This is a genomic window from Methanohalobium evestigatum Z-7303, assembly GCF_000196655.1.
GTDB lineage: Archaea > Halobacteriota > Methanosarcinia > Methanosarcinales > Methanosarcinaceae > Methanohalobium > Methanohalobium evestigatum.
Genome location: NC_014253.1, coordinates 544,973 through 559,180 on the forward strand (window position 1 = coordinate 544,973; position 14,208 = coordinate 559,180).

Consider the following 14,208-nt stretch of genomic DNA (forward strand, 5'->3'; position numbering starts at 1 on the left):
ATGAGTGAGGAGAGTAAGCTCCCTTCTGTTACTGCAAAAGTTCCGCATCATGTAGACGATGCAGAACGGCTCATCAAATAACGAGCGCTTGCAGCGACGGTATTCAGCTTAGCGTCAATTAAAATTTTCCGGGCACATTTCCCGGAACTGACTTGCACCCACGAGGATTCGCCGTTCCATTCGCCACCATGCGACCTCAACCATCAGGTATCACCGCATTGACATGGGGCGATAGCGTTTCTGTGCCATTGCCCAGGCTCTCGCCTGACGCCCTTTACAGGCGTTCGTGTATTTTTACGGTGGGGAGACTTTCCTCAGGTCAACAGACCCGGCGGCCGTCCTTCCTCTCTCATTCTCAATTATAGGTTAAATTTAAATTGATTATGTACTTAAATCTATTGGCTCTGGCATCACAGCGTTACATTAATATGCCACAATCCATGTATTAGGTTCAGAATTAAAATTAAAACCAAATAATTATTTTTAAATCACTTTTAACCGAGGTTTTAACTTGAATAATGAATTATTTAATTTACAGGTAGATAACATCTCACTCAAAAATCCGATTGCACTCGGTCCGATGGCTGGCGTTACAGACAGCAACTTTGCCAACAAGTATGCAAAAAACGCAGGGCTTGTAATACTTGGCGGCTTTAATCTGGACGATAAAACAAATGAAGCCGCATCCAGAATGGCTGAAAGAGGACGTGAAGAGTTTATCACTGACAATCCGTTACAGTTTTTAAAAGAGGAAATAAACAATGTGGATACTGGTAGTGTAGTGGCTGTAAATGTAAGAAGTGCTACACCCGAGCCTCTTATAGAAGCTGCACAAATAGCAAAAGAATCAGATGCAATTCTTGAACTGGATGCTCACTGCAGGCAGGAGGAAATGGTTAATATCGGTGTCGGAGAGGCGCTGATGCATGATACCTCAAGACTTGCAGATTGGATCCAAAAGATAAAAGAAACAGGGGTTGTGCTCTCTGTTAAAATACGTGCAAATGTTGTTGATGATGTTGAATTATCAAGACAAATCGAATCTGCAGGAGCAGATATACTACACATCGATGCCACTCTTGAAGGAAAAAACACTGCAGACCTGAAAGCAATACGAAAAATCCGGGATTCTGTCAGAATGACCCTTATAGGAAACAATTCTATTACCGAATTTTCGGACGCAAAGGATATATTCTCCCGGGGTGCTGATTTGGTTTCAGTGTCAAGAGGAGTTATGGACAATCCCTACCTTATCGATGAACTTGTTGAGAGTGTTAACGATTTCCAGAATAAAACCGGCTGGTACAACGCTCCAAAACACATATGTGCAGGAGAAGGAGACCTACGTGGTTTAACATTTTGCTGTCCTCCGATTAAACCCTGTGCAGTTCAGAAAAAACTTAATAAACTGGGTATTTCTCCTGAAGAATTCAAAAATCTGAAAATGGAATTTTCCAAAGGTTCAAAACTTGAATTCGGTGACAGCACCTGTTTTGGCTCACTTGCCTGGTGCTGCAAACTGACCAAATTCTGTCCTATACGCGACGGTGTACTGTATATGCTGGATATGTCAGGACCCGAATATATGCGTCTTAAAAAAGAACTGGCGGATTATATTCTGGATAACGCAAACATCCCTGTAAATGAGACAGAATGAATATTAAAACCTATTTACCAGAGGATGAGTACAGCGGAGATAAAATAGCATCTTATATTACCCGCTGTGCTCAGCTTTCAATGGTTCTTGAAGTATCAGCATTCCCGAAACCGGGAAATGTTGATAGAGACCACAATTATATTGATACCTATTACGAACATTTTATGGCATCTGCCATTGGAGTTTATCCGGTTATTGAAGATGCATCAAAATCCAGTCACGGTATCGGCAAACTTATAAAACGTTCTGTCAGTGAAAGCGTGAACTGGCAGAAAGGCGGAAATACTCATTTTGGAGCATTCATTTTACTGATACCTCTTACAATGGCTGCAGGAAAGATTATGGCACACAAATCCCAATTTTCATTAAATGAACTCATAAATTGTGCCCATGATCTGGTTAAAAATACCGATGTTCTGGATGCTGTGGATTTCTATGAATCTTTCAGGCTTGCCGGTGTCCGTGTCAATAATGTAGATGATTTTGATTTGCAGGATGAAAACTCAATTGATTCATTGTATGAGCAAAATATTACACTTTATGATCTGATGGAAATTGCAAAAAACTACGATATAGTTGCAAATGAGTGGTCAGAAGGATTTAACAGATGCAGCCAGTGTGCTGAAATCATAATTGAGAAAATGAAAAATAACTATAACAATATCAATAACACTATCGTTTATGCCTTTTTAAAAATACTTTCTGAAAACAAGGATACCTTCATCGAAACAAAATTTGATACAGAAACTGCTGTATATGTATCAACAAAAGCTTCAGAAATAATCTCAGCTCTTGAAGAACAGAATACTGATTTTGAATCCATGATACCAGATATCCAGAAATTTGACAGGGAACTTCTTGATAAAAAAATAAATCCTGGTTCTACAGCAGACATAACTATAGCTGGTCTGTACATTGCCTTACTTGGAGGTATCAGATTTTGAATCAGAATAATATTAACCTTAAGGAATACGGCATATACGATGGCATATCAGAAACAATTATTACCACTGGGACAGATTCACCAAACGCTGCTCCAATGGGGTTAATTCGCAAAGATGACAGGATACAAATCAGACTTTTTAAAGGCTCACAGACGTATGAAAATGTAGTAAATGAAAAATGTCTTGTCGCAAATGTGGTCATTGACCCGGTTGTATTTGCTCGTTCTACATTTACCAATCTCTGCGATGAAGAATTTGATACGGTTTCTGTAAATAACAGGAAGCATCCGTTCTTAAAAAACGCCCTGAGCTATGTAATATTTGAATGCAGTGATATAAGATATACAAAAAATACACTGGTTGCAGATGTCTTACCACTGTATGCCTGTATAAACCGGAATGTTATCAAAGCCCCAAACAGGGGTTTTAATGCTGTACTGGATGCTTTAATCCATGCAACACGCTACCGAGTATTTGATGATGAAAAGTATCTGAATATGGTATATGAACTCAATAACACGGTTAAAAAATGCGGTGGATCAAAGGAAAAACGGGCAATGAAAATTTTGTATGATTATTTAAATATTGAACATTGAATTTACCGCAATCGCTGTAAAACCTTTCTTTTTATTGTTGAGAGTGTATGTTTGAAAACAACACTTACAGGTACTTTTTTACCCCCTGCACTGATTGTACCATTTTTTATGGCTGAAATTATTGCTTCTGGTGTGTTTTCAGATACTTCCACTATGGTATAGGTCTGTCCTACTGTATCGGGTATATGGGAATCACTTCCACCCGCTTCCGGTATATTATGGAGTTGAGCCGCTCTTCTTGCTTCATCGTTGGGTTTGTCTGTAAAACAACGTGAATTTAGCACCTCTACAGCATCGATATCTATCCCGTCTACAAAACCTATACCTTGAGAGGATATTTTAAAGGGATGAGGTACAATAACAACTCCCCCTGATTTTCTTGCGGCTTTTATGGTTTCTTCAGGAGTTAAATGAGGTTCAATATTTTTGTCCACACCAAGCACAAGGATATGACCTTTTGTGGACGTTACCTCTATACCGGGTATTACTGTTATCTTTGACCCAAGTTTTTTTGCTACTTTTAAACCTTCAATACCACCCTCAACAGTATCATGGTCACAGATTGCCACAGCATCAAGTCCATTTTTTTCAGCAAAACTGATTATGGATTCCAGTTTGGAATTGCTGTCTTTTGAAAAACAAGAATGTACATGAACATCAATTAGTAACCGCATATAAAATAAAAAGCCACATGAGTTTATAAATATTTGGCAGGTAAAAATAACAATATGGAATTCATGGAGGAGCGAACGGGTTTTTAAGATGGAGGTATGTATGGGAGAGGGTAGGATGGAGAACATCAGAACAGAGCAGAAACCCGTTCGTAATTATACTAATGATATAATGATAGATATAACTTTCGCCCTGATACGAACAAATTTTAAAAGATTTAATCCACAAATATTTCCCTTTCATAAATCTGTGCTTTGTGAATTATTTCATCTCTGGCTTCAAGGTCTACTTCAATGTAGTCACCATAATCGATATTGTGGACCACCCCTTCTTCAAAAAGCCATGATACCGCAGCCATTCCATCATCTGACATCGGAAGTGATACACTTGTACGCTTCCATCCGGGTACCTGCTGGTTGATTTGTTTTTTGAGGTTGTCAAGCCCGTATCCTGATTTTGCAGAGATAAAAACAGGGTTTGGTGCAAGGTATTCTATTTTATCAAGTTTTTTGTTGAGTTCATCACTTTTTATTGCATCCACTTTGTTCAGTACTGTTATAATGGGTGCACCTTCGGATTTATTCCATAGTATTTCATGGGATGTGGCAAGTTTTTTGCGGATTTTTTCCGCATCTTCTGCAACATCAACAACAAGAAGAATTACATCAGTAAGGAATATCTCATCAAGTGTTGAACGGAATGCATCTATCATCCAGTGTGGGAGATCTTCAATAAAACCGACCGTATCAGTAAGCAGTACATGTCTGCCACCAAGATTTAGAGAGCGTGTCACTGGTGAAAGAGTAGTAAAAAGCATATCTTCCACCCTTACATCTTCATCAACAATTGTATTAAATAATGTACTTTTACCTGCGTTGGTATAACCCGCCAGTGCCACAAGGGAAAAACCCTTATCATGCCTGAATTTTCGTAGAGACTCTCTGTCCTTTTTGGCGGTTTTTAATTCGTTTTTAATTCTGCTGATTCTATTTTTAATATCCTGTTCATAGGAATCTTCATATTCACCAAGGCTCATGAACCCAGGACGTTCTTCCTGTTTAAGCAGAGAAACAATGTTTTTTGCTTTGGGAAGTTCATATTCAAGTTGTGCAAGTTCTACCTGTAGTTTTGCCCTCTTAGTTGTTGCTCTTGTTGCAAATATTTCCAGAATGAGGTGAAACTTGTCGATAACTTCACATTTGCAGGTTTCTGATACATTGTATATCTGTATGGTACTGAGCTGATTGTAAAAAATCACCTTTTCTGCATTGTATTCATTTACAAGTGATGCCAGTTCATCGACTTTACCCCTGCCCACCTGATATCTTCTGTCAGGATTTTTGGATTGTGTTATTTCTCCTACTATACAATAACCGGCAGATTTTGCGAGCTCTTCTAATTCAAAAAGTTTATCAGAATTTTCTGATTCATTACTCCTTGGCTCATTCCTCTGGACAAGGATTACTGATTTCATAAAACCACTAGATACATTATGTTACAGATTAGGATATATCAAGTTCTTGAATAAGGAGATTTCGAGCACTTAAAGATATATGATGTGCCATTTCTATCGCAAGTCTTTCACTCAAAGATTCCTGATATTTAAAATTCTTTGAAAACATACTTGTTGCCACCCACTCCGGTTTATTATACATATCCCCTTTTTCGGCAACAATCGTTCCATCATATTTTATTTCTTTAACAGTATCTTCAATTATCCTGACCACATCTGTTACCTGTGGTGCCGAATCCATCCAGAACGGTTTGATTTTAACCTGATTTACTTTCTCAACATGGTCTGCAGAAGATACAACAGAAACTGCTGCACATACCATATAGTAACCGTTTTTTATTTTATGTCGCCCCGATATGTCAACAGCAATAATATCCCACATGTTATCTTCTTACATTTTTACTCTACCAATATCGATATATTCAAACCCTTTCTCTTTTTCTACTGCAAAAAGCATGCGTTTTTTGACGCTGTTAGCCAATCTGATTGCCCTTGACATAACAGGAAGTATAAATTCATAATCATTCGGCAACGCATGGACAAGATATTCTGAATGTGGTATATTATTAGAAGATTCAACCTGTTTATAAACTCTGAAATGAGTTCCGAATTTAAAACCTGTCTTTGGAACCAGTCCCCGATTCCTCAGGTCACTATAAACTCTGCATTTGCGGGGAAATTCTGATTCTATAAAAGATGCCCTTTTTGAGAATTCACTAAAATTTAGATGATTTCCATTTTTCCTGTCATTAACCTGTATAATGTTATTCTCAAGCAGATATCCTGATTCCACAAGTGATAATTGCAGATGTTCAGGGTCGAGCAATTTACCGTAGAATCCATTTTCATGTATTGTATTGGATGACTCCCCATCCCAGATAAGAACCCTGTCCTCCATCAATGAAGCACTGGTTGTTAAATCCGGGTAAAGTTTCTTCATATCTCCTTTAATGTTTACCTTTTTAGCTTCATAAAAGGTTATATCACTTTCCTCATCAACGATTGCAAGAATTAACTGCTTGTGGACGTTATCAGCTGTTTCAAGTAACTTTTGCAGGTCTTTGAGAGATAGAGGTATTCGTTCAGAATGTACATGAATATAACTCCTTGGCTGTGATTTTCCGGGATGTCCTCCTCTGGGATACACCCTGAAGTCCGTAACTCCCGGCTGGATATACAACCCTCTTTCACGTATATCCTTGTAAACAATGTATTTTAGTTCAAAATACTGCTGCCTAAGTGACGCCTTTTTAAAAAAATCAGTAAAATCCAACCCTTTTTCGTTTTCCTGTGCTTTGATTTTGTTGCGGTAGAGAAGATAAGCAGCCTCCACCAGACTTAATTCAAGTTTGTTTCCTTTTGGCCTTCCAAAATAACCACTTTTGTATAATTCATCTATACCTTTCTCGTCAACCAGTACTCTATCATTTGTTAGTTCACCTATCAAATAAGTCACCCGGATAAATTACGATTTTAAAAATTATCAGACCTGAATATACAATCAACAAATGACGATGCAAACGCTTCATAGGAAACTGCTTCAAGGTGAGCATACGAACCCATAGTGTTGTTTACTGTTAAACCGTCCCATCCACTGACTATTCCTGTACCTCTGGAAAGTTTGATTGCAAAATTTGAGTTTGACGGGAGGTTGGTTATCTCTGAATGATGAAACTCGTGTCCTCTGAACGAATTTCCTGCTTTTCCAATAACAGAATCGCATTTAAACATCCCGATGTTATAACTTACAACCCGTGTGTGCCCCATAAGGGTATGTCCCGGAAGTGCCCCCACCATGTTATAGGTCGATTCCTGCATTTCTGCCATATGATACTTTCCTTTGTGTTTGTTCTGGACACCTGTGGTCATTTTTTCGGTAAGATACATAAGCCCACCGCATTCAGCATAAATGGGCAACCCCTGTCCAGAAGCTTCTTTAATATCGTTTCGTATGGACTCATTGGATTCGAGTTCGTCCCCGAATAGTTCAGGGTATCCGCCGCCAATATACAATCCGTCAACCTTGGGTAGATGAGCATCATGGATAGGACTGAAATATTTAATCCTTGCACCTTCCAGTTCGAGTAATTCAATATTGTTGTGATAGTAGAAGTTAAACGCTTCATCAAGCGCAATGCCGATTGTCGGTTTGTAGTTTATTTGATTAGGTTTGAATAATGTATATTCGGGTTTTTCAACAGGAGACGCATTATGTGATATTTCTATGATTTTTTCAATATCCACATTTTCTTTAATGATGCTTTCAATACTGTAAATTCTTTTTCTAAATTCACTATCTTTTTGTCGTCCTTCAATTGCAGGAACAAGTCCCAGATGACGCATCGATATCTGCATCGAATCGTCTCTGGGTATTATACCAAGAACCGGCACTCCCGTATAATATTCAATCGCATCCTTTGCCTTTTTAGCATGGCGTCCACCTCCTATATTATTAAGGATTACACCGGCAATATTTACATCCGGGTCAAAATTAACATATCCGTTGACAATCGCAGCTGCCGAGCGTGTAATACTTCTGGCATTGATTATAAGAACCACTGGACAATCTAATGTTTTTGCAATCTGCGCGGTACTACCTGTATCACTGAAACTTTCAAGACCTTCAAAAAGCCCTCTCACACCTTCTATAACAGCCAAATCCGCTTTTTCGGATTCAAACGCGTGGGTAAATACATCCAGTATTTTATCATCATCCATCAGATAACCATCAAGGTTGCGTGCTTTAATACCTGTAATCTCTGAATGGTAGCTTGGGTCTATATAGTCCAGACCTACTTTAAAAGGCTGGGGTCTGTATCCCTGAAAAGTAAGAGCTGCCAATAATCCACTGGTTATAGTAGTTTTACCCGAGGATGAACGGTCTGCAGCCAGTAGAACTCTGGGCATTGGTATTTTTATTCGGTTCTTATCGTTTTTTTGTTGTGACATGATTTTGTTTCTTGTTTGCTTTGCTTTCTTGCAAGTTCCCGTAACTGTTCATCATCCATTGAATTCGGTAAAACCGAATCTGGCTCTGTTTTTGACATTATTTTTTGTGCCAGTTCCCGATAAACCTGTGCAATCTTTGAATCGGGTGCTATATCCATTACAGAATAACCCTCGCGTTCACAATCCTGGACAATCTGTTCTTTGGGGATGAATGACAGAAGTTCACTTCCTATCTCATGAGCAAATTCTTCTACTATTTCTTTCTCATTTGTGACATCGCGTGAATTACATACAATTCCATTTAACGGTGTATTGATTTTTGAGAGACCACTGCATATATTGTTTGCAGCATACATCGGCATATATTCCCCTGAGGTTATTATATAGGATTCATTCACCATACCCTTTCTTACCGGTGCCACAAATCCCCCGCACACTATATCTCCGGGAACATCATAGATTATAAGATCCATTTCTTTCATGGAATCTGAGATTCTTTTCAACTGATTGATAGCAACAATAATTCCGCGTCCTGCACAACCTATACCGGGTTCTGGACCTCCAACTTCTACACATTTAACTCCGTTGTATCCCTCAAATACAACATCCTCTTCATTTAAACCCTCACCATCACGCAAAAGATCAAGTATTGTAGGAATTCTTTTACCACCAAGCAAAGTTATGGACGAATCACTTTTTGGGTCACATCCGATAATCATAACTTTGTATCCTTCATCAGCGCATGCAGCCGCAACATTTGATGCTGTACTCGATTTACCGATGCCTCCTTTACCATACAAAGCTATTCGTTTCTGTTTCTGATTGTTATCATTGGTTTTATTGTTCATCCTACCACTGAATTTTATTCATTTATTATCTCTCTTAATGTTGCTCCGAATTCAGATTCAACAATATAATCTACACCAAGTGTTTTGGGATGAAGGTCTACTTCTACTATGACATGGTCATGACCCATATCTTTTAATGGAAAAACCTGTCTTGGACCATTGGTAACAGATACAATTTCCATGTCGGATAAATTGTCCATTGGAATAGCATGAGGGACTCCAGAGATGACCGCAAAATCATAATCGCTGTATTTTTCTTCAATCAATCTGTTGATTTCATCTCCTGTTATTGGATACTCATCCATTCCACCTATCAGTTCGTGGACATCTACATCGTTCTCATTAAAATCGTCCATGATATTTTGGGCATGCTGGCGAACACGGGGCAAACCAACATTATCATTAGTATTTGCCATGTTTACAATATTTGATTCCTTTCCCAACTTTGAAGCCACCTGATTTACCGCCAATGTTATGTCTGCAAACATATAACCGGTCTCTTTTTTGGCATTCATGATGGTTATTCCGCGTTTACCCTCTTTTAAAAGCTCAATGATGCGTTTGCCTACCCGATACTTTACATCCCCTCTTGATGGTTCAAGATACTGCTTACTTGCTGCACCATAACGTTTTTCTACACTGGTAGCCTCTTCAAGCAGATATTTCTGTCTTTCAAATTCGGTCCTATCAATGATTCCTGCATCCAGTGCAGATTCAAGGGCAAAAAGCACTCCTTTTGTATTATCACTGTAGCCTGCATGTACTTCCACTTCAATAACCGGAATATCCAGATTTGCATCCAGAACCGGTTCATGTAAATCTTCACCGATAATCATACTCGCGCATGTACCCACTATACCGATAAGACCCGGATTGAACAGGTCAACTGCTTTATTGATTACATTTACAAGCTCGTCATGACCCCCAAACACGAAACAGTTTTCATCAAGAGCTGTTGTCAATACATGAATTCCGTCCTCTTCCAGCAACCGTGCATGTTTAAAAGAACATCCCGGAGGACCGTGAAGGATTGCTACATCCACATTGAGGTCTCTTAGGGTATACAGCGCAGCTACTATTGAACTGGGACGTGGATGGATAATTGAAAGTTCTTTGGTTTTGGGATTTGTACTCATGTTCATCCTCTTAGTATTTCACCTGAAACATTTAACATTTGATATTATAAGGTTGTCAGATACATGGCTTGAATTTACAATTTCAAAAGCAACTTTTAAACCTTCATCAAGGGTTGATGTATGATATGCATCTTTTAATTTAATGTTATGCAATCTATCTCCGACAAGTATCAACTGGTCGATGTCGCTACTTCTGAGATTTACAAAATCGTAAGTTTTTTTCAGGGACAAGCCTTCACATACCTGTGCAGATTCTTCACCCATTACCATTACAACCTTACCACTACATTTTTTATCGAGTGCATAATCGAGTGATTTATCAGCTGACGTTACATCCGTACCTGAATTGGAATTGTCGATTAATATGCAATTATTAAACGTTTGTTCACGCATTCTTCCCTGCAGTCCTGAAAATTCGACAAGCGTTTTTTTAATCACTGATAATTCCACACCTATATTGTAAGCTGTAGATACAGCAGCCGCAATTGCAGTTGTATATGATTCGATATCATAACTGTAGCCGGTGTTTATTGAGATGGTTTCATTCGGTAATCGGATTATTATATCATTGTTATCCAGTATTAGATTTAAATCCCCTTGAGAGTCAGGATATTTACCGTCATTAAATTCAAAAATACTATTAAATTTTTTAGCAGAATGATTAATTAATCCCTTTGTATCGGTATTTATTAACAATTTGCTACCTGACTTTGCATAATTTATCATCTGGGTTTTGGCACTACTCGCCCATCGATTTTCCTTTGCAATTTTATAGTCCTGTTCAAGTGTCGTTATAATGTTAAAATCAGCAATACCTGTACCACCCAGTGAAACCTCGAAAATGTATGCATCAGGATTTAATTTTTCAGAAAATGACCTATCCATTACCTGCAGTATATTCCCCGGTGTAATACTCAAACCGTCATAGATAGTTTCAGGTAATCCCTCTTTCCAGTATTCCACCCCTCTTGATGAATGAAGTACTACATCCAATTTTCTTGATAATATATCGGCAAGAAGAGAAGATGTGCTTGTTTTTGCCCTTGTACCGGTTACTTCTATGATTGTTTTATCCTCAAGCCTTTTGTCATCAGACAATATTTTCCCAACAATCCAATGATGGGTTGCTATATCTACATTTTTGGCAATTGCCTGTTTTAACATCGGGTATTCAGGGTCAAGGTGTATCGGAGTTATCAAAAGATCGAGATAATCTACAGGAAATGGTTTTTTGTAGGTACTGATATTGTTTATTTTCAGGTTAGAAAGAGTATCATCATCTTCTGTATTATAAACATCCACCGCATGTACGTTATAACCCAGTTCAGAAAGTTTTCTGGCTATTATTGCCCCACCGTGGGTAAGGTCAAGTACTGCGATGTTTTTATATTTACATGCACCTGATATCATGAGTTTTCTGTTAAAATAAATTAATCCAGGGCTTCCTGAGCCCTGTTATATACAAGTTCTGCCAGTAGGTCATCACTGCCAAGAGGATTTCCATATACAATTGGAATTTCAGTACCGTTTAGTTTTATACTACCTTCCTTTGAATCCGGATCAATTCCCAGTATTTCAGGTATATCCTGGGTTATATGCACTCCTGATGCAAGGAACACTGGTACTGCTGCAATTTTTGATATCCCTGTTCCTTCAAAGGACTGCAATGCCTCTTCAACAGTTGGCTCATTTTTTTCCATAAAACCTGCTCTTACAACTACATCCTCATGTTTATCTGCTATGCGGTTGGCTATATCTGTTACTACCTGTTTATTGTATGGAAGTTTGCTTCCGTGTCCTATGGCAAGAATGCCTAACTTACTGTTTTCACTCATTTTATAACCTCATGTTGTATTTGTAACACTGTAAGTTATAATAATGTTACTTATATTTTATTCATTTCCATGGATATACATTCTGGAAACATATTATCAAGATTTAAGAATAGGGAATTAATAAATATCTGTCAAATCACTATATGTATTATCGGAGGGGTAATTGTTAAAGAAGGTAAATATAGAATCGGAATGTTTTCATGGGAAAGTCTACATGCTGTTAAAGTAGGGGGAATCGCTCCGCATGTTACAGAGCTTTCAGAGGCTCTTGCTGAAAAGGGACATGAAGTACATATTGTTACCCGTAACGATGGCAACCATGATGCACACGATATAATAAATGGTGTACATTATCACAGGATTGTATATGACCCTTCTGGAGACGTGATACATCAAATGAACAAGATGTGTGATGCGATGTATTCAACGTTTCTGGAGGTTAGAGATGAATATGGAGAGTTCGATGTTTTACACGGTCATGATTGGCATCCTGTAACTGTGTTATGCAGGTTAAAACATGAGTTAGGTCTGCCTTTTGTCCTCACCTATCACAGTACAGAATGGGGAAGAAATGGTAATCGACACAATCCCGACCCGATTGCCCAGGAAATAACACAAAGAGAATGGCTGGGAGGATACGAATCAAGTGAGGTAATAGTAACATCGCAAGTACTCTACGATGAAGTTGTATACCTGTATCAGATACCGGATTACAAGATATCCATTGTTCCAAACGGTACACATATTAACAAAATAAGAAGGAATATAGACCCCGGGAGTGTCAAGAAAAAATACGGCATACATCCACTTGCTCCGATTGTGCTTTTTATCGGACGTATGAATTATCAAAAAGGTCCCGATTTGCTGGTGGAATCTGTTCCAATGATATTAAACCACCGACAGGATGTCCAGTTTGTTTTTATTGGAGAAGGGGATATGCGCAGTCATTGTGAATATCTTGCAGAAACACTGGGTGTTTCAGATTCATGTCATTTCCTCGGATATGCATCTGATGAAGCTGCCATTGACTGGTATAATGCCTGTAATGTTGTGTGTATGCCCAGCCGTAATGAACCGTTTGGAATTGTCGTTCTTGAAGCATGGGATGCGGGTAAACCTGTAGTTGCCAGTGATGCTGTAAAACTCGTGGACAATTTCAAAAACGGTGTGGTTGTTTACAAATATCCAGAATCCATTGCTTGGGGAGTAAATTATGTAGTTGACGGATTAGGTGATGATTCAATGGGTAATTTTGGAAGAGAACTGGTAGAAACCAAATACAACTGGACTACCATAGCAGTGGGTACACTGGAGGTATATAACAGGGTTATACAGGTTTAAATCGGTTCAAAATCTCCGCTACCATCATCTTCTTTATAGCTATCTGCCCCTACCATAGCAGCAGCAATTGAATCGATTCCATCCAGCCATTCTGCAACCAGACCATATGGAAGCTCATCGAATATATTCTCGGGTAATTGCTCTCCTCCTATCACCCGTGCTCCGGTTTCAGCTATAAACTGCATTGCTACTTGGAGGTCTTCAGAGTCCTCAGCATCAACTGCCGCTTTTATCAGTTCATCAATTTTTGCTTCTTTATCATATTCATCCATGATATAAACTTCACATGCAGCAATTGCTGCCATAAGTGACGTTTGTAATGACTCTATCATAAGGTCAATATCTTCTGAGATGGAATCTATTTCTTCAAGGACAATTTCACGAATTTGGGATATAATATCGAGTGTATCTTCTTTTGAGAGGATATTTCTTTCGTATTGTGCAATTACTTTAAGACATGCAAGTATTACATCATCCTGCATATAGACAAAAATTGCACTTTCTTTTTCGGTCTCCTCATCAGATTCCTTGAATTCAAAACCGCTTTCTTTAACCTTGTTTATCCAGTTATTCCAGCGCTTTTGTGTATAAAATTCATTATTTACGTGTTCTTTTTGTGCACTTGAGTTTGGCATTTGTTAACCTCAAAAGTGTTTTTTCTACTTTTATTATTCGATATTTTTGTTTTAATACTAAAATATAATCGTCAATTTGATT

The 14,208-nt window shown here is 38.4% G+C and carries 14 protein-coding genes and 1 other RNA gene; 4 read left to right on the forward strand and 11 right to left on the reverse strand.

The window, feature by feature from the left end; genetic code table 11:
* Nucleotides 1–2: 2 nt before the first annotated feature.
* An RNA gene (rnpB, locus tag METEV_RS11335) (RNase P RNA component) lies at nt 3–351 on the reverse strand.
* A 160-nt stretch (nt 352–511) separates the two neighbouring features.
* On the opposite strand from rnpB, the gene METEV_RS02735 reads away from it, so the two are divergent.
* Genes METEV_RS02735 through METEV_RS02745 form a run of 3 tightly spaced genes read left to right on the forward strand, consistent with a single transcriptional unit; the run spans nt 512 to nt 3,197 of the window.
* Nucleotides 512–1,657 (forward strand): methanogenesis marker 9 domain-containing protein, encoded by a 1,146-nt coding sequence (locus tag METEV_RS02735; RefSeq protein WP_013194026.1) that lies wholly within the window; start codon nt 512–514, stop codon nt 1,655–1,657.
* The gene (locus METEV_RS02740) at nt 1,654–2,601 is read left to right on the forward strand and encodes a triphosphoribosyl-dephospho-CoA synthase (RefSeq protein WP_013194027.1); all 948 of its coding nucleotides are present in this window, start codon (nt 1,654–1,656) and stop codon (nt 2,599–2,601) included. The genes METEV_RS02735 and METEV_RS02740 overlap by 4 nt, the downstream gene beginning before the upstream one ends.
* Nucleotides 2,598–3,197: a DUF447 domain-containing protein gene (locus tag METEV_RS02745; protein ID WP_013194028.1), complete on the forward strand. Its 600-nt coding sequence runs from the start codon at nt 2,598–2,600 to the stop codon at nt 3,195–3,197. Before METEV_RS02740 ends, METEV_RS02745 begins: the two co-directional genes overlap by 4 nt.
* Nucleotides 3,198–3,199: 2 nt before the next feature.
* On the opposite strand, the gene METEV_RS02750 is transcribed toward METEV_RS02745, so the two are convergent.
* From METEV_RS02750 to cfbA, 9 genes are all read right to left on the reverse strand, one after another.
* On the reverse strand, nt 3,200–3,871 hold the full coding sequence (locus tag METEV_RS02750; protein ID WP_013194029.1) for a CehA/McbA family metallohydrolase: 672 nt from the start codon (nt 3,869–3,871) through the stop codon (nt 3,200–3,202).
* A gap of 215 nt (nt 3,872–4,086) precedes the next feature.
* A complete protein-coding gene (hflX, locus tag METEV_RS02755; protein ID WP_013194030.1) occupies nt 4,087–5,343 on the reverse strand; it encodes a GTPase HflX in 1,257 nt (418 codons plus the stop codon).
* Nucleotides 5,344–5,371: 28 nt separating this feature from the next.
* Entirely contained in the window at nt 5,372–5,764 is a 393-nt protein-coding gene (locus METEV_RS02760; RefSeq protein ID WP_013194031.1) for a DUF2209 domain-containing protein, read from the reverse strand.
* Nucleotides 5,765–5,773: 9 nt separating this feature from the next.
* On the reverse strand, nt 5,774–6,829 hold the full coding sequence (gene endA / locus METEV_RS02765; protein ID WP_013194032.1) for a tRNA-intron lyase: 1,056 nt from the start codon (nt 6,827–6,829) through the stop codon (nt 5,774–5,776).
* Nucleotides 6,830–6,855: 26 nt separating this feature from the next.
* Nucleotides 6,856–8,331, reverse strand: a complete 1,476-nt coding sequence (gene cfbB, locus METEV_RS02770; protein WP_013194033.1) for a Ni-sirohydrochlorin a,c-diamide synthase — start codon at nt 8,329–8,331, stop codon at nt 6,856–6,858.
* Nucleotides 8,298–9,179 carry a Ni-sirohydrochlorin a,c-diamide reductive cyclase ATP-dependent reductase subunit gene (cfbC, locus tag METEV_RS02775; protein ID WP_013194034.1) on the reverse strand — a complete coding sequence of 294 codons (882 nt, stop codon included), beginning with the start codon at nt 9,177–9,179 and terminating at the stop codon, nt 8,298–8,300. The genes cfbB and cfbC overlap by 34 nt, the downstream gene beginning before the upstream one ends.
* Nucleotides 9,180–9,193: 14 nt before the next feature.
* Nucleotides 9,194–10,315 carry a Ni-sirohydrochlorin a,c-diamide reductive cyclase catalytic subunit gene (cfbD, locus tag METEV_RS02780; protein ID WP_013194035.1) on the reverse strand — a complete coding sequence of 374 codons (1,122 nt, stop codon included), beginning with the start codon at nt 10,313–10,315 and terminating at the stop codon, nt 9,194–9,196.
* Nucleotides 10,316–10,333: 18 nt separating this feature from the next.
* Nucleotides 10,334–11,725, reverse strand: coding sequence for a coenzyme F430 synthase (gene cfbE / locus METEV_RS02785; protein WP_013194036.1), 1,392 nt, complete (start codon nt 11,723–11,725; stop codon nt 10,334–10,336).
* 20 nt (nt 11,726–11,745) lie between these two features.
* Nucleotides 11,746–12,150: a sirohydrochlorin nickelochelatase gene (cfbA, locus tag METEV_RS02790; RefSeq protein ID WP_013194037.1), complete on the reverse strand. Its 405-nt coding sequence runs from the start codon at nt 12,148–12,150 to the stop codon at nt 11,746–11,748.
* 69 nt (nt 12,151–12,219) lie between these two features.
* Here cfbA and METEV_RS02795 point away from each other — a divergent pair, with 69 nt between their 5' ends.
* Nucleotides 12,220–13,491, forward strand: coding sequence for a glycosyltransferase family 4 protein (locus METEV_RS02795; RefSeq protein WP_013194038.1), 1,272 nt, complete (start codon nt 12,220–12,222; stop codon nt 13,489–13,491).
* Here METEV_RS02795 and METEV_RS02800 read toward each other — a convergent pair.
* A complete protein-coding gene (locus METEV_RS02800) occupies nt 13,488–14,126 on the reverse strand; it encodes a DUF2150 family protein (protein WP_013194039.1) in 639 nt (212 codons plus the stop codon). The genes METEV_RS02795 and METEV_RS02800 overlap by 4 nt on opposite strands.
* Nucleotides 14,127–14,208: the final 82 nt, after the last annotated feature.